This window comes from Deefgea rivuli DSM 18356 (assembly GCF_000620145.1).
Taxonomy (GTDB): Bacteria; Pseudomonadota; Gammaproteobacteria; order Burkholderiales; family Chitinibacteraceae; genus Deefgea; species Deefgea rivuli.
In genome coordinates this window covers 1-25,011 of sequence record NZ_KK211083.1, presented here as the reverse complement: position 1 = coordinate 25,011, position 25,011 = coordinate 1, and the positions used below count along the sequence as shown (strand labels likewise).

Sequence of the window (25,011 nt, the reverse complement as noted above, 5' to 3'; positions counted from 1 at the left end):
AAATCCCGTCCAAGCGCACCGAGTGAGGAGAGAGACAAACAGCTTTATCGTTTGGCTCACGATCGATCGAGGGCATCGGGGACCGATGCGCGCTCGGGTCGCCTTTCTTTGCTTACTTTCTTTGGCGAAGCAAAGAAAGTGAGTCCTCGTCGCGGATTGCGACTGTAAAACACCGTGCCATAGGCACTTAAAAGATAAGTATTTTTGATCAATGCAATCTGGAGTCTTCGCAATGAACAATCCAATTTACCGCCCCGCTGATTATTCTCGTCGCCAGCTTCTGCAACGCTTAGCCGCAGCCTTGGTATTGGGTAATAGCATTTGTTGGCGTGATGCTTTTGCCGCAAAGCAAGAAACAGGCATTGTGCGGCTCAAAGGCAAAGTGCATCTGAATGGCCAGCCCGCCAGCGTTGGGCAATTGGTGAAGATGGGCGATGCGCTGGAAACTTTTGCTGATGCTGAGGTGGTATTTATTGTCGGCAAAGATGCGTATTTGCAGCGCGCTGGGAGCCAGATTCGCTTGGAAACGGCAAGCGGAAGTGGCTTTACGCAATTGCTGCGCGTGGTTTCTGGGCGGCTGCTGGCGGTATTTGCCAAAGGCGAGACGCAAATCGAGACACCAACCGTCACGCTAGGCATTCGTGGCACTGCGGTGTATATCGAGGCCGAGGCCGATAAAACTTATGTTTGCCTTTGCTATGGTACGGCGAAGTACACGCCCACTGCGCAAGCCAATCAAGCATTTACGCAAACAACGCAACATCACGAAAAACCGCTGTGGATTTATGCCGATATAAATCGACCTTTAATGGAGGCCAGCGTGCCGATGAATCACAGTGATGCCGAATTAAGCATGCTTGAAGCGCTCGTCGGACGCGTGCCGCCATTTTTGAAAAACTACGGCACATCGCGCTCGCGTTATTAGTGCAAAACTTCAATCATGAATGGCCGGAATCGTCATTCCGGCGGCGCTCTGCGTAGCTAAAAGCAAGGCTAGAATCCAGCTGTAATGGGGATGGTCGCTCTGGGTAGCAGTCTTCGCCGGAATGACAAAAACGAGAGTAGGCTCCATAGTGCGGCGGGATTTTTTGCGGCGTATAATCGCGCGCTTATTGCTCTTGCGCCCTTACTTTTACAGGCTTTCCTATGCTTAACGCCTTTGTCCTTTCTGCAGGCCGTTTGATTCAAGTGCCAGCACTCGTGCCGGATGATTTGTCGCGCCCCGAAGTGCTGTGGGTCGATATGGTCGATCCGACTGATACCGAGCGTGAATTGGTGCAGCAGGTGTTTCATTTGGAGCTGCCCGAAGACGAAGAAGTCAAAGATTTGGAAGAATCGGCGCGCTGCTATATCGACGAAAATGGCGTGCATATCAGCTCGTTTTTTCTGTCGCACGACAATGATGAATACAGCAACGTCACCGTATCGTTTTTGCTGAATCAAGGCCGTTTGCTCACCATACGCCAAGAAGAACTCGCGGTGTTTCGCTTGTTCCGCCTGCGCGCACGCGTGCAGCCGGGCTTTGTGTCGACGGCGCAGGAAATCCTGCTGTCGATTTACGATGCGGCGGTCGAATACGACGCTGATGTGCTCGAAGAAATTTACACCAAGCTCGATGGCGTGAGCCGCCGCGTACTCGATCGCAGTGCTGAAATGACCGATGAATTGATGGGGCAAGCTTTGGCCGAATTGGCGGGGCACGAAGACATTAACGGTAAAGTACGCTTGGATTTAATGGATACGCGCCGCGCGCTATCGTTTTTATTACGCTCCAAAGTGCTGGCGACGGCGCAAGAAGGCGATCTGCGCGAAGTACTGCGCGATTTGGAATCGCTGAATAATCACAGCGCGTTTTTGTTCGATAAGATTAACTTCTTGATGGACGCGGTGATGGGTTTGATTAATCTGGCGCAGAATAAAATCATCAAGATTTTCTCAATCGCCAGCGTGGTATTTCTGCCGCCGACTTTAGTCGCATCGATCTACGGCATGAATTTCTCGCACATGCCCGAACTGACCGAAAACTGGGGCTACCCCGCCGCTTTAGTACTCATGATTGCTTCCGGCATTGCACCGTATTGGTTCTTTAAACGCAAGGGCTGGCTGTAGGGGTATCTGCATGAAAGCTTTATATATAAATATATAGATCCTAATACCCATCAATCTATTTTAACGCTTAATGGCGTTTTATTGGCTTTTAAGCTCTGATTAAATTCGTTCAAGAACTCGGTCATACCTAAGCTTTTTGCAAAGCCTAAATGTAATGGGTCGCGCACTAAGGGGACTGGCAGGATGACAAACTCATTTTTATGCGCCATCAGTTCAGGATCTTCATGAAGAATGGCGGTGAGGCCGACTAAACCGTGGCTCACCACGGCGGCATCGAGTCGGCCACGGAGTAATTTTTTAAGGCGAAACACATCCGTAGTGCTGAGATCCGATTGAAAAACACCTTGTTTAATGGCGCTGTCGACGCTTTCGCCATAGCTAGCGCCAAGGTGCATGCCAATGAGTTTACCTTTCAAATCGGCTAATGTTTTAAATTCAAACTCTTTATCACGGCGCGCTATTAGATAAATATTGTCTTCAAAAATGACGTCAGAATAATCAAAAATCGCCTGTCGCTCTTTAGTTTTAGACAAGCCAATTAAGCCGCCCTTGCCTTTTACGCCGTATTCATAGGCGCGCCGCCATGAGAGCAGCTCTAGCTTTACTTTCTTGCCGCTCAGTTTCTCAAAATTTCGAATCGCATCCACCATGATGCCGCGCGCTTGACCTTGTGCATCTTTATACATAATTGGTGGATATTCATCGTCTGAAAATATCAGCACTTCGGCGGCATGGCTGGGCAGCCAAAAAGCGCTACCGAGCAAAAGCAGCCAGATCCAACGAAAAGCCTTAAACATAATCTTCACCCGCGAGGAAGTTGGCTTAACGATAGGTCGTGCTGTGATCTCGATGCAGTAAAAAACGTAAGTTTTAGTGCTTAAACGGTGCGATACGCATAGCTTTACGTTGTGTGATAGCGGGCTATAAGTCTTGCGACAAACGCGCTTGCAGCGCAGGTTGAATAAAATCAATAAACGCACGATATTTGCGCGGCATCGCGGCGCGGTGCGGGAAGACTAAATACACCGGCGTCGGCTTTTCATACCATTCAGGCAGCACGGCTTGCAACAAACCCAATTGGCAATAGCTATCGCCGACAAACTCGGGCAATAAGGCAATACCGTAGCCCGCCACAGCGCTCATTGCCAGCGTCGGATTATTATTGCTGCACAGTACGGGCTGCAAATCGACGGTAACGCGCTCGCTGCTGGTGCGCATTTGCCATTGCCGCGTTGCTTGGTAATCATCGCTGAGCAAAATATCGTGTAGCGCCAAATCGGCGGGTTCGCGCAGCGGCGGTGCTTGATTCAGATACGCAGGTGATGCATAGAGTTTATCGAGCGAATGACCGAGCAGTTTCCCGACCAAACGCTCATCACCGACCTTGCCAACACGAATGCAAAAATCAACGTTTTCGACCACTGGATCTTGAAAACGGCTGATGGCATCGACGCGGATCCGCAATTTAGGCTGAACTTTCGTAAACTGCGCCATCAAGGGGCCAACCACATACTGCGCCATTGATGGCGTGGTGCTGATTAGTAATTCGCCCTCGATATGCTGCTGCGTGTCTTCAATATCCAGCCGAACTTGCCCCAATAATTCGCGCAATGCCACCGCATGCGGCAGCAATTTTTGCCCCGACTCAGTCAGCGAAATCCGCCGCGTACTGCGCAGCAATAAAACACTGGCTAGCTCACTTTCAAGCTGGCTGATTAATTGGCTGACATGACTTTTGGCGCAAGCGAGTTCCAGCGCGGCAGCAGTAAAGCTACCTAAACGCGCCAGAGATTCAAAAGCCAATAAGGCTTCGGGAAGCAGTTTTGTTTTCATACGAGAACAGTCCGTTTTGCTTTTGATGGCTAATCAAGCGTCAATTATGCACATAGGATAGCGCCATGGGGTAAATTTATCGAGGTGCGTTATGTGGTGCTGGCTGTGTCGATTGTGGGAGCTTTTAGCCGAAAATCAATCTAATTACGACCCATTCTCACGAAATCAGGCCGATTGGTGGCGAAGTTTTGAAACCCGCCGCCGCGCGATGTGTCGCGATGAAGGCGAAACGCTAGAACAGATCCGCGATCAGTGGCGACGCTGAGCTTTGTTCTGAAAATAAAGCTAATAGGGATCTTGTGATGCCAAATCATATTGCCCCATATCTAGGTGCTTGCGACGTGATTGATGCTTCGCATCCGCATATTCAGCAATTGGCACAGCGTTTACGCGCTGCCACGCCCAGCCAAACTGCGCTGGAATGCTTTAACTGGGTACGCGATGAAATCGCCCATTGTCTGGATGCTGGGCGTGACGAAGTAAGCTGCATTGCATCGGATGTGCTCGCACTGGGAACCAGTTTTTGCTATGGCAAAAGCCATCTTTTAGTCGCGCTCTTACGCGCCAACGGCATTGCGGCGGGCTTGTGTTATCAAAGGCTGACTTTCGCTGGCACGAATCCGCCGTTTTGCCTACATGGCCTTGTTGCTGTTTGGCTGAATGGCGCGTGGACGCGCTGCGATCCACGCGGCAATAAACCCGGCATTGATGCGCAATTTACTGTGGGGCAGGACAATTTGGCATTTGCCCATACGATGCCTGGCGAATGCCTATACCCCGATATTTACGCCGCGCCATGGCCAGAGCTGGTCGCAGCTTTAGCAGGCTTAAAGCAAGCCTCGCAATTTCGTTGGCTGCCTATCGATTTATTGCCACCGACATTGAGCCCCTTACCTTTCGTCCCCGCTGCTGCTGAAATTTAAAAACAGAAGCGCATTTAGCCGTTTGCAATAGTGATATTCGGTTTACTGCGCTCACTACCAGCTTACCAACCTATACCTACTGGTATTGCTCTGTAGCCTTTATTAATAAAAGCTTTCATTCATATACCCAAATAATCAGTACACAAAGCGCTTTGCATGACTTGAGCCGTGAGAATTGCATCGTCTGAAAAAAATCAAACAAGGGCTAAAACTACGCTGACAAAGACTGGCGCTGACGAGATCTGCTGCTTATGCTGAATCCATCCAATTTTTATCTGCAAGGTGTAGCGATGACGATCAAGACCAAAGCTTGGCTGTTTTCTATTTTTGTGATGGTTTCACTGATCAGCGTGATGATTGTGGGCCTGACGACGATGAAAACAGCGGCCAACGAAGACAATAAAGCCCGTATCCAACAGCTTTTGCGCGCCACCTACCTCACGATCACTGAACTAGAAAAAATGGCGGCAAGCGGCAAAATGCCGGAAGAGCAGGCCAAAGCGATCGCAATGCAATTATTGCGGGAAAACAAATACCATAAGTCCGAGTATGTTTATGTCGTGGATGACAAGCTGAACTTTGTGTCTACGCCTTTAGATCCGCAATTACATGGCACTAGTTTTAATGAATTTAAAGATGCAGAAGGTAAAAGCGTCGGTGCAATTGCAGTGGGAGCGCTGCAAAAATCGGGTGGCGCGCTGACTGAATATTGGTGGAGTTCCAAGCGCGATGATGTGGTGGTTGAGCTGCTGTCGGTGGCGATTCAAACGCCACGTTGGCATTGGATTGTGGGCAATGGCGTGAGTTTTGCGGAGGCTGAAACGCGATTTTGGCAAAACGCCCGCTGGCAGGTGATGATTTGCCTCGTGATTTCGGCGATTGTCGTGCTGATTTTGATGTCTACGGTGCGCAAGCTGCTGGGGCAGCTGGGTGGCGAGCCCGATTATGCGGCAGAGATCGCGGTAGCGATTTCGCAAGGCGATCTTGCCCGTAAAGTAGAAGGTGCATTTAAGCCAGAAAGCTTGCTGGGTGCGGTGTCCAGTATGCAAACCAGTTTACGCGAAATGATTCAGGGGATTCAGCGCGGCGCGGAAGAACTCAAACATGCGGCGAGCAGCCTGACGCAGCAAATGGAATCGATCAACCATGCATCGAGGCAATCCTCTGATGCCACGCAATCGAGCGCGGCGGCGATTGAGGAAATGTCGGTCAGCATCGATCACATTTCGCAAAGCGCGCGTGATACCGAGGAAAACTCCTCGCGCTCGGCCGAGTTGGCCAATGAAGGTGAAGGCTTGGTCAGCAAAGCAGCGGGAGAAATTCAACGAGTTTCCGAGCAGATTTCTACTGCTTCCGTACTGATTAGCGGGCTGGTTGAGCGCTCTCGCGAGATTGATAGCATTGCCGGTGTGATTAAGGAAATCGCCGATCAAACTAATTTATTAGCACTGAACGCGGCAATTGAGGCGGCACGTGCCGGTGAGCAAGGCCGAGGATTTGCCGTAGTGGCCGATGAGGTTCGCAAATTAGCCGAGCGCACGACGCAGGCGACGGCGCAAATTACGACAATGGTGCATGCGGTGCAAACCGATACTTTGTCGGTGGTGGCGAGTATGGACGAGGCCAAACCGCAAGTGTCGCGCAGCGTAGAAATGGCCGATCGTGGCGCGGCCATGCTGCGCGAAATTAGCAGTGGCGCTTCGGAAACCTTAATCAAAATCCGAGATGTTGCCAATTCAACATCGGAACAAAGTATTGCCAGTAGCAGCCTTGCCGTGAATGTGGAACGGATTACGCATATGGTGGAAGAGTCCGCCGAATCGGTGCGCGCCGCGAATGAAAATGTGCGTGCGCTGGAGCTACTGGCTGGCGATTTACGCTCAGCAGTAACGCGATTTAAGCTATGAGTTTGATCAGGCTTAAAGAGCGCAGTCATCACTTTTAGATACTGTAAATAAACTAATTTAGGGTCACGTCTTGATGAGTGGCCCTATTTTTTCGCCCAGATTCAAGCTTTCATACATGAACCGGCATTTTACTCGTGAATATAGCGCACTTCAAACGGCCTGAAAAGTAAATTTATTGTGGTATATCAGTATGGGTCTTTATGAATAAAGCCCGCATGGATATACCCTTTGATTAGCTTTTACTGATAATACGGCAACTTGAATTTTGCTACTTAGCCGCCATATCTTGCAGATCCCTTTCTTATTTCGCCGGAGTCGCCATGAGCGTGCCGCATTTGACCACTGCCTTAACCGGCCCACTCTTAGACCTTGAACGGAAGATTCTCGCGGCGCAGCCGGAAATCGAGCATTGGTTCCGCAATCAATGGCAAGAGCACACGCCGCCGTTTTATGGCTCGGTTGATTTGCGCAATGCCGCATACAAGCTCGCGCCGGTGGATATGAATCTGTTTCCGGGCGGCTTTAATAACTTAAACCCCGATTTTCATCCGCTGGCAGTGCAAGCGGCGATGATGGCGCTGGAAGGCTACTGTCCGGATGCACGCCGCGTCTTATTGATTCCAGAAAATCACACGCGCAATCAGTTTTATCTGCAAAACGTCGCCGCGCTGGCCAAGATTTTGCGCCAGGCGGGCGTTTTGGTCCGCATTGGTAGTATGAATCCGGAAATCACCGCCGCAACAACGCTGGAATTGCCTGATGGCACAACGATGGTGCAAGAGCCGGTGATTCGCAAAGGCAATCGCGTTGGCTTGGCCGATTTCGATCCTTGTGTCGTGTTGCTCAATAATGATCTGTCGGCGGGCATTCCACCGCTGCTAGAAAATATCGAACAAACGTTACTACCACCGCTGCACGCAGGTTGGTCAACGCGTACTAAAACGCAGCATTTCACTGCGTATGATCGTGTTGTGAATGAATTTGCTGAATTGATCGGCATTGATCCTTGGGTGGTCAATCCTTACTTTGATCATGTTGATGGTCTTGATTTCCAGTCGCGTGAAGGCGAAGAAAAACTCGCTGCGACGGTGGATACCATGATCGCAAAAATTCAGCTCAAATATGCTGAACACGGTATCGCGCAAACGCCGTTTGTGATTGTGAAAGCCAATGCCGGCACCTACGGCATGGGGATTATGAGCGTGAAATCGGGTGAAGAATTGCTCGGCTTAAATCGCAAGCAGCGCAATAAAATGTCGGTCATTAAAGAAGGTGTCACCGTGCACGATGTGATCGTGCAAGAAGGCGTGCCGACGATGGAAATCGTTGACGATGGCGTGGCTGAGCCGGTGGTGTATATGCTGGATCGCTTTGTGATTGGCGGCTTTTACCGTGTGCATACAGGTCGTGGCATTGATGAAAATCTGAACGCGCCGGGTATGCACTTCAAGCCGCTCGCATTTGCAACGCCACTCTCGACGCCCGATTGCGACGGCTCGCCCGATTGCGAAGCCAATCGTTTTTATGCTTATGGCGTAGTTGCGCGCTTAGCGCTGTTAGCGGCTTCGCTGGAATTAGAACAAGAATAAATCTGTAGGTCGGATGAGCCGTAGGCGTTATCCGACGTTATCTCGTCGCGTCGGATAAGGCGCAGCTCTCGACCAACGATGGGAGTCGATTAAATGTCAGTTTTAACACAAGCATGGCTATATTTGCTGGCGGCAGGTCTGTGCGAAATCGGCTGGCCGCTGGGTTTTAAGCTGTCACAAACGACGAACTATCCCAAACTGGCGATTGCCGCCTCGATTGTGTCGATTGCGGTCAGTGGCTTTATGCTGTGGATGGCGCAAAAGCACATTCCGATTGGTACGGCTTATGCGGTATGGACGGGCATCGGCGCAGCAGGTACATTTTTGGTCGGCATTCTATGGTTTAACGATCCGCTAACAGTGATGCGCTCAGTTGGCGCAATGATGATTGTTGGCGGCGTGATCGTGATGAAGCTGGCACATTGATACGGAGTTTAGCGTTGCTAGTATATGGCTATAGCTATTGATAAATAATGCTTGTATTTACATACCCACTATTTTTTCTTTTTAAGCTTTGACCCCACTCTTTATTCCTTACGGATTATTCAAAATGCGCTTTTTGTTTGTCGTTGATCCGCTCGCCAGTTTCAAAATTTATAAAGACACCACTTACGTGATGATGCGCGAGGCGCAGCAGCGTGGGCATGAAGTTTGGACTTGCTTGATTGATGAGCTGAGCCTGAAAAATACGCTGGTGCAAGCCGCCGCGCGGCGTTTGACGATTCATGACGTGGATGCGGGTAAAAACTGGTTTAGCGAAGCGGATACCGAAACCATCGCGCTGCGTGATTTTTCTGGCGTCGTAATGCGCAAAGATCCGCCGTTTGATCAGCAATATTATTATGCGACGCAGCTGTTTACTTTGGCTGAAGAGCAAGGCGCGAATGTATTTAATAGCGGCCAAGCACTGCGCGATTTTAATGAAAAACTGGCGATTTTCAAATTCCCCGAATTCACAACCACGACGATGGTTAGCCAAAATCCGGCCGATATTCGCGCCTTTGTCATTGAGCAAGGTGATGTGATTGTGAAACCACTCGATGGCATGGGTGGGGCAGGTATCTTCCGCTTGCGCCCAGACGACGCCAACTTGGGGTCAATACTCGAGACTTTAACTGCCAATGGCACACAAACCATTATGGCGCAGCAATATCTGCCAGCGATCAAAGACGGAGATAAACGCATTTTGTTGATCGACGGTGTGCCAGTGGATTGGTGCTTGGCGCGGATTCCAGCGCAAGGCGAAACGCGGGGTAATTTGGCGGCTGGCGGTACAGGTGTGGCAAGGCCGCTCACTGCGCGAGATCGTGAAATCGCCGAAAGCCTTGGGCCGCGTTTAGCAGCGCAAGGTTTGCTCTTGGTCGGTTTGGACGTGATTGGTGACAATCTAACTGAGGTGAACGTGACTAGCCCAACGTGCTTCCAAGAAATCACCGCGCAATCGGGCATTAATGTTGCGGCGCTGTTTATTGATGCGCTAGAGAGGAAAGTCATTTGATTGCGACGCTATTACGTCACCTAAAAAGCCGCTACGTCATCCTAGCGGCTTTAGTGCTTTTGGCAGGCTGTGATAGACCGCAGATTTATACGCAAGAAAGTTATGTATTTGGCACGCGAGTGCAGATTAGTATTTATGGGCTCAAAGACGACGTTGCCGCCAAGCATGCTGGCGCGGTGCTCAAAGAACTCGATCGCCTGCACGCCAAATTGCATGCGTGGCAACCGTCGGAAGTGACGCGTCTAAACGCCGCATTTGCCAAAGGCGAAACAACAGTCGTGGATGTTGAGTTGGCACAAATGCTCAAAGAAGCCGCCGATTATGCGCGGCGCTCGGATCAATTGTTTAATCCCGCCGTCGGTAATTTGGTACAGCTTTGGGGTTTTCATCAAGATACCTTTGCACCCGTTACGCCAGATCCTGCGAAGTTGCAGATTGCATTGGCGGCGCAGCCAAGCTTGGAAAATCTAGTTTGGGATGGCGCGAGCGTCAGCAGCACAAATCCACAAGTGGCAATCGATTTGGGTGGTTTTGCCAAAGGCTGGGCGCTCGATCATGCGGCAAATCATTTGCGCAAACAGCGCGTGATGAATGCGCTGATTAATATCGGCGGTAATGTGTTGGCGCTGGGTAAAAAAGGCAGCGAGCCGTGGACAGTGGGTTTGCAACACCCGCGCAACCCAGAGGCAATGGCGACTTTGACGCTCAAGGATGGCGAAGCAATAGGTACCTCGGGCGATTATCAGCGCTTTTTTGAAATTAAAGGTCGGCGTTATTCGCACATTATCGACCCACGAACTGGCCTGCCCGCGCAAGGCATGCAGGCCGTCACGGTGCTGAGTCCACCAAGCCGCGATGCGGGGGCGATTTCGGATGCGGCAACTAAGCCGATGTTTATTAACGGTTCTGCAACAGCACTGCAGTATGCTGGGCGCTTTGGTGTTCGTGATGTGCTACTGGTCAGCGCCAATGGTGACGTATATATCACCGAGCAATTGCAAGCACGCCTAAAGTGGCTTAAACCGCCGCCGCACTTGTACCGTTTACGATGATTTGTTGCAACGATGTGTCTAGGTACTATGAACATGTCGTAAGTTTAAAAACAGTTATATTATACAGAGCTAGATCGATTTCAAAGCCCGCAAGGCCAGAGCTGTAAAAGGACTCCATCACACATGGTAGGAATCATAATTGTCACGCATTACACAATGGGTGAAGCGCTTATTGCCTGTGCTCAGCACATCATGGGCCACGCCTTACCGCAACTCGCGCAGCTAGCGGTCAGTAAATCGGACGATCCAGACGAGCTAATTCAACGCGCACAAGCCTTAATTCGCGAGCTGGACGATGGCTCTGGGGTTTTACTCTTAACCGATATTTATGGTGGAACGCCATCGAATATTGCCAATCGTTTGATTGTGCCAGGTCGGGTTGAGGCCGTAGCTGGGGTTAATTTACCAATGCTAGTCCGCGCCCTGACTTATGGACACCAATCACTGGATGTCGCCGTTAGCAAAGCCATTACTGGTGGCTTAGAAGGCGTGTTGTATATGCTACCAACAATACAACCAGATGCTTGAAATCGCACTTAGCCAGCAGTTGGCTTAGAAAGTGTGTTGTATAGGCTGCCCCACCCTGCAGCAAGATGAAAAAGGCGTTTAAAGATGCAGCAACAAGAAGTCGAAATTATTAATAAATTAGGCCTGCACGCTCGTGCGTCGAGCAAGCTCACGCAGTTGGCCAGCCAGTTTCAGTGCGAAGTTTGGATTACTCGCAATCAACGCCGTGTGAACGCCAAATCAATTATGGGCGTCATGATGTTGGCGGCTGGTAAAGGCAGCAAGATTACGATTGAAACGAGCAATGCGCCCGATGAAGAGGCTGCAATGGCGGCGCTGGTGGCGTTGATTGCGGATAAATTTGGCGAAGGCGAATAAAGCATATATAGCGCCTCGCTATCCATGAAGTGAAGTGTTGACCTGGGCCAAAGAGCCTAAGGCAATGGCGGTGACGCAAAGCGGAGGGAAGTGGATGAGTATTACTTTGCATGGATTGGGCATCGGCGGCGGCATCGCCATCGGTCACGCCCATTTGGTGTCACAAGCTGATATCGAGATTGTGCATTACCAGATTCCCCCCGAGGCCATTGCCTCCGAAGTCACACGCTTTGAAGATGCGATTCGTAATACGCGCAAAGAGCTGGAAATGCTGTGGGGCAGCATTCCCGAAAACGCCCCAACGGAATTGGGCGCGTTTTTAAGCTTGCACATTATGCTGCTCAACGACCACACGCTATCCAAAGATCCCATCCATTTGATTCAAACTCAACATTGCAATGCCGAATGGGCTTTGCAACAGCAGCTTGATGTCTTGCTGGCGCAGTTTGATGAAATTGAAGAAGAATACCTGCGCGAGCGCCGCACCGACGTGATTCAAGTGACCGAGCGAATTTTCAAAACGCTGGCCGGTCACGAGCCAATTTTCCACGCGCCGCATTGCGGTGGTGATGACTGTATTTTGGTCGCGCATGATTTATCGCCGACCGATATGGTGCTATTTAAAGATACCAATTACCGCGCTTTTATTACTGACGTTGGCGGTGTGACATCGCATACGGCGATTTTAGCGCGTAGTCTCGATTTGCCTTCCGTGCTGGCGCTGCGCCATGCACGCGAAATGATACGCGAACAAGAACTCATCATCGTCGACGGCATTCATGGCGTGGTCATTATCGATCCCGATGACGTCATTCTGGCCGAATATCGCGTTCGCCAAGGCGAATGGCTCATCAAGCAAAATGCGCTGCAAGACATTCGCACCAGCTTGGCGATTACGCGCGATGGCACGGCCGTTGAGCTATTCGCCAATATTGAACTACCCGAAGACTGCGGCTTGGCTTTAGAAAATACAGCTGCTGGGATCGGTTTATTCCGCTCGGAATTTCTGTTTTTGAAAGAAGACGATCTGCCCACCGAAGACGAACAATTTGAAGCCTACAAAGCCGTTGCGGAATCTATGCGCGGTATGCCGGTGATTATCCGTACCGTGGATTTGGGCAAAGATAAAATTCCGTCGTGGCAATCAGAAAGTGAAGCGCCCAATCCCGCATTGGGTTTGACCGGCATACGCCTGTGCATGGCCGAACCACAAATGTTCCGCACGCAATTGCGCGCAGTGCTGCGCGCCTCGGCATTTGGTACGATCAAATTATTGCTGCCGATGCTGTCGACCATTAATGAAGTTAAACAAACTCGCGCACATTTAGACGATGTTATGGCGGATTTGCGCGCCAATGGCATCACGTTCGACGAACATATCGAGCTGGGCGGCATGATTGAAGTGCCTGCTGCCGCGATGGCTGTCGGTACTTTCCTGAATCATTTAGATTTTGTTTCTATCGGCACCAACGATTTGATTCAATACTCTTTGGCTGTTGATCGCAATGACGATGCGGTCAGCCATTTATACGACCCGCTCAATCCGGGCGTGCTGCAGCTCTTGCACCACGTGATTAGCACCGCCAATCGAATCGGCAAACCCGTGTCGATGTGCGGTGAAATGGCCGGCGATCCGAGTTTAAGCCGCTTATTATTAGGCTTGGGTCTACGACGTTTTTCAATGTTGCCGATTCAGTTATTGAAAGTAAAACAACTTATTTTGTCCGCCGAGATGGATCACATTCGGCCGATTGTGGCGCAAATGCTTGAAGCAGAAGACAGTGAACGCTTGCGAGACTTATTACAGGAATTAAACAGATAGCAGGGTATTGGCCTGTAGGCATGGTTATTTAATGCTCGCATAGCAATACCCAGACTAGGCCGTATCGTGAAAAAAAACCAAGCTAGCGGCGAAGCTGCGCTTTCAACTGCACAAATAGACGCCTTGCTCCTAGACGCGCGGCAGAGCTATCGCGTGGATTGCCAGCAAACTTTGCAGCTAGCGAGTACAGCACGCAGCGCAGCAGCGGCAATTCATTATCTCGCAGGCCAAGCCGAGGCCGATTTTCTCACGGGTAAAGCGCAGTTAATTGTGGGCAGTGCAGAAATGGCATTGCCAGCACTGCGGCAAGCGCGGCGGCAAGCCAAAACCCTAACTCTGGCTGAACTCGAAGCTGAAATCCTCATCAGTCTGGCCACCGCTTCGCAAATGCAAGGCCAGCAGCATGCCTCATTTTTATTGTGGTTGGACGCTTTGCAAGCCGCCCTCCGCGTCAATGCGCTGGGCTGTTATGTAGAGGCCTTTCTCGGACTAGGCAATCTTTACGTACTACATGCCGAGCCAAAAAAAGCGCTGCATTATTTGGCGCAGGCCGTTGAATGGGCTGATCTATGCGGGGATCAGGATCTGCGCTGCCAAGCCCGATTACACCTTGCTGCAGTGCTTGTCACCCTAGCGCAATATCCTTTAGCGCAGCGCGTACTGCAGCAGGCCCAATCGCTACTAATATTGCCTCTACGCCGTGACTGGCACGCCGAAATTTACAACTATCTCGGCACGATCCATGTCGCACAGCAAGATACTGATGCGGCCTTAGATTGCTTTAATGCGGCGTATCAAATTAATACGGATGCCGGATTCTTATGGGGGCAAACCGTCAATCTATTGGCTTTGGGCGGTTTAAAACAAAGCTTGCAACAGCACGAAGCTGCGGCGGCTGATTTGCTGCAAGCCCTCAATCTGGCCAGTCAATTTAATGGCTACAGTCTACTGCAGCAAATTCATTATCAGCTGTATCAAATTTTTGAAGCCCGTGGCGATTTTGTACGCGCGATGATGCATCACATTGGTTATCACGACCATTTTATGAAGTTGCAACAACAATCCTCGGCAAACACGCTCAGCGCGCTCAATACTCGGCGTTTAAATGTCGTGGACATGAAACTCAAATTGCTCGCGTCTGAATTGGAAGTGACGCAACTAAAACAGCAGCGCCATCAGGAATCCGGGCGCTTGCAAGCACTTGAAAGTGCCGCTTATCACGATGCATTAACCGGACTTTATAATCGCCGTGCCTTGGATGAACGCCTGCCTGAATTAATGCGTACCGCACAGGAAAATCAAGAAAGCCTTTGGGCGCTCATGATTGATTTTGACCACTTTAAAAGTGTAAATGACCATTTTTCGCATCATATCGGCGATGTTGTCTTGAAGATGAGCTGCGAGGCACTGGCTAAACTGACCCGAGAACGCGATATGCTAGCGCGCTACGGTGGTGAAGAATTCGTACTTATCCTCACCCACGTAGACGGTAATATCGCGCATAAAATCGCGGAACGGATGCGAGAAAAAATCAGCCAACTACCTTGGGCAGAAGTACACCCCGATTTGAAAATATCGCTCAGCCTGGGTGGCGCTGAGTGGCAAATTAGCGAAAGTGCCGAAACGCTGCTGTCGCGCGCAGATCATGCGCTGTATAAAGCCAAAAACGCAGGGCGAAATTGTGTGCGTTTTGCAGGAGGCGCCCATGATTGAGCGCAGCGAAGCTGAGTGGATCGAAATCGGCAACGAGATTACACGTCTAGCCGATATCGACTGGGAGGCGGCACTCGCGGCGGCCAAGCACATGCTCAGCGAGGCACAGTCCGGCCAACAGCCACGCCAGATCGCACTAGCGATGCAAACTGAAGCGCGTGTACTCAAACGGTTGCCAGATAAAACGCCTAGTATTCGCCAGCAAAATGAAGTCATTCGTTATCTGAAACGCGAACAGTTAAGTACCCATTTAGCCACCGCTTACCGCCAGCTCGGGCAAATGCAATATGACGCGATGGCCTATTTTAAGGCACTGGATGCATGGCTAAAATCGCTGGAATTAGCAGGCCAAGAGCAAAATATTCATGACACAACCTTGGCGTATGTCGGCATAGGCAAGTTCTACTATGCTGTTGGTGAATATACCCGTGCCATGCATTACCACCAGCTGGCGCTGCTAGCTGCCAAGCCTTTGCAGCAAGCGGCGCTAGATGCCGAAATCAATATCAATATTGCCGCTGATGCATTTCGTCTGCATGACTTTTCAGCCGTTGAAGTGGCGCTCAATCGCGCGCAACAGGCACTAGAAACGGGTTATGATCGCCCCGTCTGGATGGGCGAAATTACTTTTTATCGCGGCATGATTTGTTTTGAGCAAAGCCAGTTTGCCGACGCGCAAGAATTCCTAAGCCGTGCTTACAATATTTACCGCAAGAATCATAACTCCTGGGGCGAAGGCCACGTACTGCTGGCGCTGGGACGAACATTTATCAAGCTCAACGAGCCAGAACACGCGGCAGAATGCCTGAGCACAGCCTGTGAAATCAGCGAGCAACATCAACTGCTTGCGCTGGGTATCGAAGCGCATGAAATTCTCGCATTTTTATACATTGAGCAAGGCGATAATGCGCTGGCGCTACAGTTTCATAAACGTCTGCATGAACTCATTTGCCAAAACTTGCCTGAGCAAAATACCGGCTTGCGCCTCAGTCGCCATGCGGCGCAGCGCTTGCATGACATTGAAGGCGCATTTGATTTAGCAAAAATTCATGCGCGCCTAGCGGTATAATCCATCTTTTGCTGCTCCGTTGAAATCCCATGTCCCGCGAAACACTGTCTTTGAATGATGAAATGCGCTCGTATTATCTGGATACGGCTTTGCGTGAACCGGCGATTTTGGCTCAATTGCGCGAATACACCGCACAACATAAGCAAGCCAAAATGCAATTGTCGCCCGAGCAAGGCGCATTGCTGATTTTCCTTTTGCGCTTAATCAAAGCACAAAATTATCTCGAAGTTGGCACATTTACTGGCTATAGCTCAATCGCTGCAGCGCTAGCAATGGGGCCAACGGGTCGCGTGATTGCTTGTGATTTGGTCGAAGAATTCACCAAAATCGCGCAAGAATGGTGGAAAAAAGCCGGTGTTGAGCAGCAAATCACCTTGAAACTGCAAGCGGCAGTTTTTTCGCTAGAAACCTTGGTTGCCGAAGGATATTCCGGCACGTTCGATTGCATGATGATCGATGCAGACAAGCCCTATTACCCGACGTACTATGATTTTGCACTGCAATTGGTGCGTCCGGGTGGCCTGATTATTTTGGATAATATGTTTTTAGGTGGCCGAGTCGCAAATCCAAAACCCAATCACCCCGCCAGCGTACAAATCCTGCATGATTTTAATCGCCAACTGCGCGACGATCCCCGCGTCGAACACGCGATGCTGCCTGCGGGTGATGGCATGACTTTATTATTCAAGCGCTGATTGAAGGTCAAAAGCTTGGGAACACGAAAGGCACGAAAAAAAAGTCGAAAAAATTAAGGCAAAAATAGTTGGATCGCAGACCAAGTACAGCATCTACATAGAAGCTGAATATGAATTCAGTTCTGCAGCTTCTCCCTTTGTAAAAGGGGGGCTTGCCTTTGAATTTGCAGGCATTGCTTTCGTGGACTTCGTTTTATGGCTTTTGCATTCAGATGGATAAAAATAAAGCCACAGGGTATTAACCGCTGTGGCTTTATTTTTAAGTCTTAGCGATTAATACCACGTCACCTTGCCATTGCTGATGTCATACATCGCGCCAACAATCTTGATTTTGCCTTGATCTTCCATTTCTTTCAAAACGGGACTCATTTCGCGGATTTTTTCTACCGTTAACTTAACATTCATTTCAGCGACATCTTCAACAAACTCATGGTTTTTCGAATTGCGTTCGCCATCCGTTTTGGTCGCATTCACCGCTGGCATAAAGTTTTCGAGCAGGCTGGTCAAATTCCCCATTTTTACGCCATCGCATGCGCCTTTAATCGCACCGCAATTGGTGTGGCCAAGCACGACAATTGCGCGCGATCCGGCCACTTTGGCCGCAAATTCAAGGCTACCCAAAATATCGGTATTGACTGTATTGCCCGCCACGCGCGCGGTAAAGATATTGCCAATGCCTTGATTCAGAACCTGCTCCGGTGCAGAGCGTGAATCAATACACGACACCACGGTGGCCAGTGGATATTGCCCTAGCGCGGTTTGGCCGACTTGTTTTTTGTAGTCGTAACTGACTGATTTATTGCTCGCAAAGCGCACATTACCCGCCTTAAGAATTTCAATCGCTTTATCTGGCGTAATACCCGCCTGCACTGCTTTAGTTACGGTTTTGCCAACGACAAAGGGCTGTGCTTTTACTGCGCCGCCATCGTCCGCAGCCCAAGCCGAAGACACTGCGAGTAAGGCCGCGAGGGCGAGTGGAAGTGCGCGAGCTTGGGTGTACATGGTTGAATCCTTATTGTCTGTGGCGAAGATTCGCAATCAGCAGAGCTGCTGTGCGTTTGCGTGAAATATGACGATCGATTAGTAATATAGTTCTGAATTTTCATAGCAATTTTAGTTTTGCGATCAGCGGCAGAGCTACTGACCAAATAAATACAAATTACTGACTTTTTTCGTCATAACTTCACAAGTAAAAGCATAGTCTTTCTCTGTATACATTTCAGCTTCGCTTTAATGTTTAAAACCCTATAAAAACTAAGGTTTTATTCGGCAATTTTTCTCGTTTATCCGATAAAAAACAAGCATTTAGCTCTGCATAAAGCCAAAAATCTGCGACAATGCGCGATTAGCCTCGTTTGTGATCCGTATGAACACCACTCATTCCCCGATTTATCAATTGCCTGCTGGCGTTTCGCCACGCAAACCCGCGCCTTTCTTGCCGATGAGCCGCAAGGAGATGATTGAGCTGGGCTGGGATGAGTGCGACATTATTCTAGTGACGGGCGATGCCTATATTGATCATCCAAGCTTTGGCATGGCGCTCTTGGGGCGTTTGCTCGAAGCACAAGGTTTTCGCGTCGGCATTATTTGTCAGCCGGATTGGCTGTCCGCCGATGCATTCAAAAGCTTAGGCAAGCCACGCCTGTATTTTGGCGTGACGTCGGGCAATATGGATTCGATGATTAACCGCTATACGGCCGATAAAAAACCGCGTTCGGACGATGCCTATACGGCGGGCGGCCTGTCGGGTGGCCGCCCAGATCGCGCACTGAACGTGTATTGCCAGCGCTGCCGCGAAGCCTACCCTGGCGTGCAAATTATGGCCGGCGGTATCGAAGCCAGCTTGCGCCGCATCGCGCAATATGATTACTGGAGCGACAAAATTCGCCAATCGGCGCTGATTTATTCCAAAGCCGATATTTTGCTCTTTGGTAATGCCGAACGCGCCTTGGTTGAAGTGACGCAGCGCGTGGCCGCTGGCGAAAAAATGTCCGAAATCCGCGATGTACGTGGTACGGCCTTTTTAGTGCCACACGGCTGGCGACCAGAAGGCTGGTTTGAGCTGGACTCCTCTGTCGTTGATATTCCGGGCAAGGTCGAAGCACATCCTAACCCGTATGCGACTGAAGAAGAGAAGCAGAAAGACGCAGCAGCAGATACCCCAGAAGCCGATGCACCTAAAACAATAAAAATTGTTTCACGTGAAGCACGCCTTGCTGCGCGACTGGAAGTGCGTGGCCGCACGGTGATTCGGATTCCATCGTTTGAAACGGTTACTTATGATCCAGTCAGCTACGCGCACGCCAGCCGCACACTGCATTTGGAATCCAATCCGGGCAACGCCCGCGCGCTGGTGCAGCAGCACGGCGAGCGCGATGTGTGGATGAATCCACCGCCGATTCCGCTCGAAACCGCTGAAATGGATTACGCCTTCGATCAATATTTCGCGCGTAATCCGCATCCAAGCTACGGCGAGCAAGTGATTCCCGCGTGGGATATGATCCGTTTTTCGATCAATATCATGCGCGGCTGTTTTGGCGGCTGTACGTTTTGCTCGATCACCGAGCACGAAGGGCGGATTATTCAAAGCCGTTCGGAAGGCTCGGTACTGCGCGAAATCGAAGAAATCCGCGATAAAACCGCTGGTTTTACTGGGCATATTTCCGATTTGGGCGGGCCAACGGCGAATATGTACCGCCTCGCCTGTAAAGACCCCAAAATCGAAAAATCTTGCCGCCGCCTAAGCTGCGTTTATCCTGGCATTTGCGAGAACTTAAACACCGATCACAGCAGTTTGATTCAGCTCTATCGCAAAGCGCGCAAAATCCCTGGCGTAAAGAAAATCACCATTGGTTCAGGTTTGCGTTACGACTTGGCGGTAACTCAGCCCGAATACGTCAAAGAATTGGTTACGCATCATGTGAGCGGTTATTTGAAAATCGCACCTGAGCATACCGAAGAAGGCCCGTTGTCGAAAATGATGAAGCCGGGCATCGGTACGTTTGAGAAATTCAAAGCGATGTTTGATAAATTCAGCGCGGAAGCGGGCAAAAAGCAGTATTTGATTCCCTACTTTATCGCCGCGCATCCGGGTACATCGGATGAAGACATGCTGAATTTGGCGTTGTGGCTAAAGAAAAACGATTTCCGCCCCGACCAAGTGCAAGCGTTTACGCCAACACCGATGGCGATGGCGACGACGATGTGGCACACCAAGCGTAATCCACTCAAACGCATTCATCGCAGCTCGGAAAAAGTCGACATCATCAAGGACGAAAAACGCCGCAAAGCGCATAAAGCGTTCTTGCGTTATCACGATCCGAAAAACTGGGCGCTGCTGCGCGAAACGCTCAGAGAAATGGGGCGTAGCGATCTGATCGGCAATAGCCCAAAACATCTCATCCCAATGGAAACGCCAGAAGAACGAACGATACAAGCGCAACGCGGCAATGCACGCGGTGGCGGTGGGCCGGGTTCAGTCGGTAAAATACCTAACCGGAGTAATGGCTCACGCAATCCATCAGCCGCTGGCCAGCGAGCAATACCCCGTAGTACGACGAGCAGAGCGCCAGCTAGCAAACCAGCTTCGCAACTGAACGCTCGGCCGAATGGCGCAAAACCTGCTGCAACGCTCAGCAAAAAACCGCGACCACGTTAAACGAATTGAGTTGAATTGATAAAGGCCGGAACACATTTAAGTGTGCCGGCCTTTTTTTATTCGCGTGAACGCGTTCAGGTCAATTGCGATTTCAAAAATTCCCGCGTTAAAGCGGGAATAAGTGAGTATTAATTAATTGTAAGATTCACTGGAATAGTTTGAACATCAGTAACGCCCAGTGTATTTGAAGTCACTGTTACCGTAGCAGTATAGCTGCCTTTAGCTGCTATCCCCTGCGGATTAAAGATCAAATTACCTGATAGTCCATCAAACGCGACTGGAACTTGCAACCATTGCGGTTGGAGTGTATTCACTGAAATTCTCGACACAAGAGTGGCTGGGCTCTTTAAAGTCCAATTCAGCGCAATCAATTTAGCCGAAGTAGTGCTGCCTAGGGGCGCTGATAAGCTGCTCAATTGCGTGAGTGATGTAGGGCTAAATGTAAGGCCATGGTTAATGACGGGGCCGACATTAAACTCGACTGGCACGTATTGGCTCAAAAAGCCTTTAGAAGAAATCGAAAGCATCCCTTTATAAAGGCCCGGCGCAAGTTTTGTCGTAGGCTGCAGAGAAACTTGATTGCCGGCGATACTGATTTTCACTGCATCGATGGGGGCGCTAGGGCCTGATGTTGCCATATACGATGCCGTAATCGCAGCTGTAGCACCATTCACGGTAACAACTTGAGCAGGTGTTTGATCTCCCGCATTCGACGTAAATGTCAGCTGTGTTTTATCCAGCGTCAAAGCATTGATGACAATATTGCGTTTCAAAATAATTGGCGAACCAGAGTATTCACCTTCACAAGTAGCAATTTTGCTAACACCCACCGTACCCGCATATTTGACGCTGGTACACGCATGGATTTTTACATCGCTATCATAGGTGCCCACTTTGTTACTACTGGCCGTTCTGAGCGTAAAAGTACCGACTCCATTCACATTGCTTTTGATATAGGCCGAGTCAAATAGGCCAGATGAGTCTACTGCCACAATCGTCAAAGGTTTATCCGTGGTGCCAGTATAAGCGGCTTGAATATCAAAGCTACGGCCGCCGGCATCTAAGTCCGACGTTGTGAGCTTAATCGGCGCAGTTAATAAACCGGTAAATGTGAGAGATTGTTGATTGCTTGCCGCCGAAGGAGCGTCACCGCCACCACCACCGCAAGCTGCTAAAGCGATAGTGCTCAGCACGACTAATTTTTTAAACATTGTTTGACACCCCTGTTTCATTATTATTTCTAGCTAATTCAGCTAGTTCTAGTTTTAAGCGCAGGATTGTATCGTAAGTGTTTATTTCTTGTAATCTTTGGGTTTGTATAACATCAAGGCAGCAGCAAAATTTGGTGTTTATGCTTGATTTTCTAATGCTCAATGGCTTGCGCTGTTTAATTTCTAATTAGCAGTCGCCAAAGTAGTGATGTAAGACTTCAAATGAAATCCACGTGTCTATTTTAAAAATCAGCACGACACGCTAGCAAAAGCAGCAGTGTGTTGATCCAGAAAATCAGCGGCTTCGCGTTTGCTGGCAAAGGTTTGCGGCGCAAGTAGGTTCGCTTCGTGCAGGATGCCGACCAAATCAGCGTCATCGGTGAAGGCCATTTTTTGGCCAAACAGCACCAACCAGTCGCCCGCCACCTGCAAAATTCGTGCATGTAATTTAGGCTCATGGCTTTGAGCTTGCGCCAAGGTATAGAGATTGATGCCGTTGTATTGGAGAGTCATAGCGTCTTAAATTTGATTGGGCGCAGGCTGGCCGCGCAAAGCGCCATCTTGCCTGAAGGCAATTGACTAAGGCAAAACATGTAGTCGCTGTGTCGCTCGTTTTAGTTCAAACCAGCTTCTTTTCTCATCTTAATGGCAGTTAATCTCAATATTTTGCGGCAATTTCAAACAAGTGTTTAACAAAACTTTCACCTTACTGTATCTCAATTGAAAGAATGTAAGCTTATGCTCACCTCATTTTTTTACGAGGTGAAAGCAATGAAAGTTCGTGCTTCTGTACAAGCTGTACTGGCGATTTGCGCCATGCCGCTGCTTTTGGCCGCTTGCGGTGGTGGCTCGTCGACGGTAACGACGCCTGTGACGCCTGCAACAACACCAGTCCCAACTACGACGCCAACAGCGACAGCAACTCCTGTAGTCAATGCCGCGCCGATTGAAGTCAAAATGCTGGCGATCAACGATTTCCACGGCAATCTGAAACCCGGCGGCACCGTGACGATTCCAGATCCAGCGGATCCGACGAAAACCATCAAAGTCGCCGCAGGCGGTAGCGAATATTTGGCAACGTGGCTAAAAACGTTGAAAGCCAAAAATCCAAACAATATTATCGTTTCCGCTGGCGATTTGATTGGCGCTAGCCCGCTGTTGTCGGCGCTGTTTCACGACGAGCCAACGATAGAAGCAATGAATGAAATGGGTTTAGAGCTGAACGCCGTTGGTAATCATGAATTTGATGAAGGCAGTACCGAGCTATTGCGCATGCAAAACGGCGGTTGCCATCCAGCAGATGGTTGCAAAGCAGGAACGACTTTTGGCGGCGCGAAGTTTAAATTCTTGGCCGCGAATGTGGTGGATAGCAAAACCGGCAAAACGCTATTTCCGGAGTATCAAGTCAAAACATTTGGCGGCGTTAAAGTCGCGTTTATCGGTATGACACTCAAAAACACACCGGGCATTGTGACGCCATCAGGCGTGGCGGGCTTAACATTTAAAGACGAAGCCGATACCGTGAATGCGCTGGTACCCAAGCTCAAAGCGCAAGGCATCGAATCCATCGTGGTGCTGGTACACGAAGGCGGCACGCAACTCGGTGGTTTGAACGAATGCAAAGGCGTATCGGGTGCGATTGTCGACATCGTGAAACGCCTAGATCCAGCAGTGGATGCCATCGTTTCTGGCCATACGCACCAAGCGTATAACTGCCAAATCAATGGCAAATTGATCACTAGCGCCAATCAATATGGCCGTGTAATTTCTGAGATTGATCTGACATTAGACCCGAAAACTCGCGATGTGATTAAATCATCGGCGAAAAACATCGTCGTGAGCAATGATGTTGCTAAAGACGTCGTGCAAACCGCAATCATCACCAAATACGATGCGCTGGTTACGCCACTGGAAAATCGCATTGTCGGCACGATAGCCGGTTCTTTGTTGAAAGCCACCAATGCCAGTGGCGAAAGCACGCTGGGCGATGTGATTGCCGATTCGCAATTGGCCGCCACCACGCCTGCCAATCTGGGCGCAGCGCAAATCGCGTTTATGAATCCGGGCGGTGTACGCGCTGATTTAATCCCAGTTGCTGCGCAAGTGAGTTACGGCCAGCTTTTCACCGTGCAACCGTTTGGCAATACCTTGGTGTCGATGACGCTGAACGGCGCGCAAATCAAAGAAATGCTAGAGCAGCAATTTATGGGCTACAGCAATAATCAGCCCTTTAATCGGATTTTGTTGGTGTCGAACGGCTTTAGCTATAGCTGGGATTCAACGCTAGCGGCGGGGCAAAAAGTCGATGCAGCGAACATCAAGCTCAATGGCGTGGCGATTTCCAGCGTGCTGAATTACCGCGTAACGGTGAATAATTATCTGGCATCCGGCGGTGATGGCTTTACCGTGCTGACTCAAGGCACCAATATCCTCGGCGGCGCGCAAGACGTTGATGCATTTGAAGCCTATATCAAAGCCAATCCCAACCTTGCTGTGCCAACGCTCAATCGCGTGGTGAAAATTAAGTAATCCAATTGATCCAGCAAAAAGCCGCCTAGATTTTGGGCGGCTTTTTTTATTGATTGAAGATGAATTGCTGCAGGCACTGAAAATGACTACACAACATCTAAGCATTGCTGAGGCGATGTTCAGATTTGGTGTTGATGAAAAAATCGCTTCACTTAAGATGAAAGCATCGATTTTCTAATCAGCATGGTCGCGCTAATGCCGCGCGGCACTTTGTATCTTGTTCAATGTGATGCTTAGCTAGTATCACATGAGGTGAAGTGAGCTTGAGCGGCACTTTAAGGCACAGACCTTGCAAGGTAGATTGAACCCTTCACCTTACTCCTTTCGCCAGTCAAGACACTGAACGGTAGCCAAGGGCTTTGACCCTGCATGTACAAGGCAAATGGGCGAATTGGGCATTTTAAAGGAGATTCTCATCATGTTTTACCTCGGTATTGATGTGGCTAAATCCAAACTCGATTGCTATTTATTACTCGACGAAACAGGCAGTAAGGGCAAAGCAAAAGTGGTGCCCAACT

At 49.8% G+C, this 25,011-nt stretch carries 21 protein-coding genes; 16 read left to right on the top strand and 5 right to left on the bottom strand.

What is annotated here, in order from left to right:
- Positions 1–232: 232 nt before the first annotated feature.
- On the top strand, positions 233–925 hold the full coding sequence (locus tag Q320_RS0114960; protein ID WP_051534798.1) for a FecR family protein: 693 nt from the start codon (positions 233–235) through the stop codon (positions 923–925).
- A gap of 221 nt (positions 926–1,146) precedes the next feature.
- The gene (gene corA / locus Q320_RS0114955) at positions 1,147–2,109 is read left to right on the top strand and encodes a magnesium/cobalt transporter CorA (protein WP_027469673.1); all 963 of its coding nucleotides are present in this window, start codon (positions 1,147–1,149) and stop codon (positions 2,107–2,109) included.
- 50 nt (positions 2,110–2,159) lie between these two features.
- Here corA and Q320_RS0114950 read toward each other — a convergent pair whose 3' ends face one another.
- Positions 2,160–2,906 (bottom strand): substrate-binding periplasmic protein, encoded by a 747-nt coding sequence (locus tag Q320_RS0114950; RefSeq protein ID WP_027469672.1) that lies wholly within the window; start codon positions 2,904–2,906, stop codon positions 2,160–2,162.
- A 124-nt stretch (positions 2,907–3,030) separates the two neighbouring features.
- On the bottom strand, positions 3,031–3,942 hold the full coding sequence (locus tag Q320_RS0114945; RefSeq protein WP_027469671.1) for a LysR family transcriptional regulator: 912 nt from the start codon (positions 3,940–3,942) through the stop codon (positions 3,031–3,033).
- 302 nt (positions 3,943–4,244) lie between these two features.
- Here Q320_RS0114945 and Q320_RS20090 point away from each other — a divergent pair, with 302 nt between their 5' ends.
- The 12 genes from Q320_RS20090 to Q320_RS0114880 all read left to right on the top strand — a co-directional run bounded on the left by Q320_RS20090 (position 4,245) and on the right by Q320_RS0114880 (position 17,095).
- On the top strand, positions 4,245–4,865 hold the full coding sequence (locus Q320_RS20090; RefSeq protein WP_051534797.1) for a transglutaminase-like domain-containing protein: 621 nt from the start codon (positions 4,245–4,247) through the stop codon (positions 4,863–4,865).
- Positions 4,866–5,116: 251 nt separating this feature from the next.
- Positions 5,117–6,772 carry a methyl-accepting chemotaxis protein gene (locus tag Q320_RS20085; RefSeq protein WP_051534796.1) on the top strand — a complete coding sequence of 552 codons (1,656 nt, stop codon included), beginning with the start codon at positions 5,117–5,119 and terminating at the stop codon, positions 6,770–6,772.
- Between the two features lie 320 nt (positions 6,773–7,092).
- On the top strand, positions 7,093–8,361 hold the full coding sequence (gshA, locus tag Q320_RS0114925; RefSeq protein WP_027469669.1) for a glutamate--cysteine ligase: 1,269 nt from the start codon (positions 7,093–7,095) through the stop codon (positions 8,359–8,361).
- A gap of 93 nt (positions 8,362–8,454) precedes the next feature.
- A complete protein-coding gene (locus Q320_RS0114920; protein ID WP_027469668.1) occupies positions 8,455–8,787 on the top strand; it encodes a DMT family transporter in 333 nt (110 codons plus the stop codon).
- 124 nt (positions 8,788–8,911) lie between these two features.
- Complete coding sequence (gene gshB / locus Q320_RS0114915; RefSeq protein ID WP_027469667.1) at positions 8,912–9,859, top strand: glutathione synthase; 948 nt, start codon at positions 8,912–8,914, stop codon at positions 9,857–9,859.
- The gene (locus Q320_RS0114910; protein WP_245591031.1) at positions 9,856–10,911 is read left to right on the top strand and encodes an FAD:protein FMN transferase; all 1,056 of its coding nucleotides are present in this window, start codon (positions 9,856–9,858) and stop codon (positions 10,909–10,911) included. The genes gshB and Q320_RS0114910 overlap by 4 nt, the downstream gene beginning before the upstream one ends.
- Positions 10,912–11,034: 123 nt before the next feature.
- A complete protein-coding gene (locus Q320_RS0114905) occupies positions 11,035–11,439 on the top strand; it encodes a PTS sugar transporter subunit IIA (protein ID WP_027469665.1) in 405 nt (134 codons plus the stop codon).
- Positions 11,440–11,523: 84 nt separating this feature from the next.
- Entirely contained in the window at positions 11,524–11,796 is a 273-nt protein-coding gene (locus tag Q320_RS0114900; protein WP_027469664.1) for an HPr family phosphocarrier protein, read from the top strand.
- 94 nt (positions 11,797–11,890) lie between these two features.
- Positions 11,891–13,618 (top strand): phosphoenolpyruvate--protein phosphotransferase, encoded by a 1,728-nt coding sequence (gene ptsP / locus Q320_RS0114895; RefSeq protein WP_027469663.1) that lies wholly within the window; start codon positions 11,891–11,893, stop codon positions 13,616–13,618.
- Positions 13,619–13,684: 66 nt separating this feature from the next.
- Positions 13,685–15,331 (top strand): tetratricopeptide repeat-containing diguanylate cyclase, encoded by a 1,647-nt coding sequence (locus Q320_RS0114890; RefSeq protein WP_027469662.1) that lies wholly within the window; start codon positions 13,685–13,687, stop codon positions 15,329–15,331.
- Complete coding sequence (locus Q320_RS0114885; RefSeq protein ID WP_027469661.1) at positions 15,324–16,400, top strand: tetratricopeptide repeat protein; 1,077 nt, start codon at positions 15,324–15,326, stop codon at positions 16,398–16,400. The genes Q320_RS0114890 and Q320_RS0114885 overlap by 8 nt, the downstream gene beginning before the upstream one ends.
- A gap of 29 nt (positions 16,401–16,429) precedes the next feature.
- A complete protein-coding gene (locus tag Q320_RS0114880) occupies positions 16,430–17,095 on the top strand; it encodes an O-methyltransferase (RefSeq protein ID WP_027469660.1) in 666 nt (221 codons plus the stop codon).
- 273 nt (positions 17,096–17,368) lie between these two features.
- Here Q320_RS0114880 and Q320_RS0114875 read toward each other — a convergent pair whose 3' ends face one another.
- Positions 17,369–18,097, bottom strand: coding sequence for a carbonic anhydrase family protein (locus tag Q320_RS0114875; RefSeq protein WP_084282687.1), 729 nt, complete (start codon positions 18,095–18,097; stop codon positions 17,369–17,371).
- 364 nt (positions 18,098–18,461) lie between these two features.
- On the opposite strand from Q320_RS0114875, the gene Q320_RS0114870 reads away from it, so the two are divergent.
- Positions 18,462–20,753, top strand: a complete 2,292-nt coding sequence (locus Q320_RS0114870; RefSeq protein WP_051534795.1) for a YgiQ family radical SAM protein — start codon at positions 18,462–18,464, stop codon at positions 20,751–20,753.
- A gap of 128 nt (positions 20,754–20,881) precedes the next feature.
- Here Q320_RS0114870 and Q320_RS0114865 read toward each other — a convergent pair whose 3' ends face one another.
- The gene (locus Q320_RS0114865; protein WP_027469657.1) at positions 20,882–21,964 is read right to left on the bottom strand and encodes a hypothetical protein; all 1,083 of its coding nucleotides are present in this window, start codon (positions 21,962–21,964) and stop codon (positions 20,882–20,884) included.
- Between the two features lie 249 nt (positions 21,965–22,213).
- Positions 22,214–22,477, bottom strand: a complete 264-nt coding sequence (locus Q320_RS0114860; protein ID WP_027469656.1) for a hypothetical protein — start codon at positions 22,475–22,477, stop codon at positions 22,214–22,216.
- Between the two features lie 258 nt (positions 22,478–22,735).
- Here Q320_RS0114860 and Q320_RS0114855 point away from each other — a divergent pair, with 258 nt between their 5' ends.
- Positions 22,736–24,493, top strand: a complete 1,758-nt coding sequence (locus tag Q320_RS0114855) for a bifunctional metallophosphatase/5'-nucleotidase (protein ID WP_084282737.1) — start codon at positions 22,736–22,738, stop codon at positions 24,491–24,493.
- The last annotated feature ends 518 nt before the right edge of the window (positions 24,494–25,011 follow it).

What these genes read in the sequence shown, in the direction of transcription:
- Q320_RS0114960 (WP_051534798.1), top strand. Translation starts at nt 233, where the DNA reads ATGAACAATCCAATTTACCGCCCCGCTGATTATTCTCGTCGCCAGCTT.
- corA (WP_027469673.1), top strand. Translation starts at nt 1,147, where the DNA reads ATGCTTAACGCCTTTGTCCTTTCTGCAGGCCGTTTGATTCAAGTGCCA.
- Q320_RS0114950 (WP_027469672.1), bottom strand. Translation starts at nt 2,906, where the DNA reads ATGTTTAAGGCTTTTCGTTGGATCTGGCTGCTTTTGCTCGGTAGCGCT.
- Q320_RS0114945 (WP_027469671.1), bottom strand. Translation starts at nt 3,942, where the DNA reads ATGAAAACAAAACTGCTTCCCGAAGCCTTATTGGCTTTTGAATCTCTG.
- Q320_RS20090 (WP_051534797.1), top strand. Translation starts at nt 4,245, where the DNA reads ATGCCAAATCATATTGCCCCATATCTAGGTGCTTGCGACGTGATTGAT.
- Q320_RS20085 (WP_051534796.1), top strand. Translation starts at nt 5,117, where the DNA reads ATGCTGAATCCATCCAATTTTTATCTGCAAGGTGTAGCGATGACGATC.
- gshA (WP_027469669.1), top strand. Translation starts at nt 7,093, where the DNA reads ATGAGCGTGCCGCATTTGACCACTGCCTTAACCGGCCCACTCTTAGAC.
- Q320_RS0114920 (WP_027469668.1), top strand. Translation starts at nt 8,455, where the DNA reads ATGTCAGTTTTAACACAAGCATGGCTATATTTGCTGGCGGCAGGTCTG.
- gshB (WP_027469667.1), top strand. Translation starts at nt 8,912, where the DNA reads ATGCGCTTTTTGTTTGTCGTTGATCCGCTCGCCAGTTTCAAAATTTAT.
- Q320_RS0114905 (WP_027469665.1), top strand. Translation starts at nt 11,035, where the DNA reads ATGGTAGGAATCATAATTGTCACGCATTACACAATGGGTGAAGCGCTT.
- Q320_RS0114900 (WP_027469664.1), top strand. Translation starts at nt 11,524, where the DNA reads ATGCAGCAACAAGAAGTCGAAATTATTAATAAATTAGGCCTGCACGCT.
- ptsP (WP_027469663.1), top strand. Translation starts at nt 11,891, where the DNA reads ATGAGTATTACTTTGCATGGATTGGGCATCGGCGGCGGCATCGCCATC.
- Q320_RS0114885 (WP_027469661.1), top strand. Translation starts at nt 15,324, where the DNA reads ATGATTGAGCGCAGCGAAGCTGAGTGGATCGAAATCGGCAACGAGATT.
- Q320_RS0114880 (WP_027469660.1), top strand. Translation starts at nt 16,430, where the DNA reads ATGTCCCGCGAAACACTGTCTTTGAATGATGAAATGCGCTCGTATTAT.
- Q320_RS0114875 (WP_084282687.1), bottom strand. Translation starts at nt 18,097, where the DNA reads ATGTACACCCAAGCTCGCGCACTTCCACTCGCCCTCGCGGCCTTACTC.
- Q320_RS0114870 (WP_051534795.1), top strand. Translation starts at nt 18,462, where the DNA reads ATGAACACCACTCATTCCCCGATTTATCAATTGCCTGCTGGCGTTTCG.
- Q320_RS0114865 (WP_027469657.1), bottom strand. Translation starts at nt 21,964, where the DNA reads ATGTTTAAAAAATTAGTCGTGCTGAGCACTATCGCTTTAGCAGCTTGC.
- Q320_RS0114860 (WP_027469656.1), bottom strand. Translation starts at nt 22,477, where the DNA reads ATGACTCTCCAATACAACGGCATCAATCTCTATACCTTGGCGCAAGCT.
- Q320_RS0114855 (WP_084282737.1), top strand. Translation starts at nt 22,736, where the DNA reads ATGAAAGTTCGTGCTTCTGTACAAGCTGTACTGGCGATTTGCGCCATG.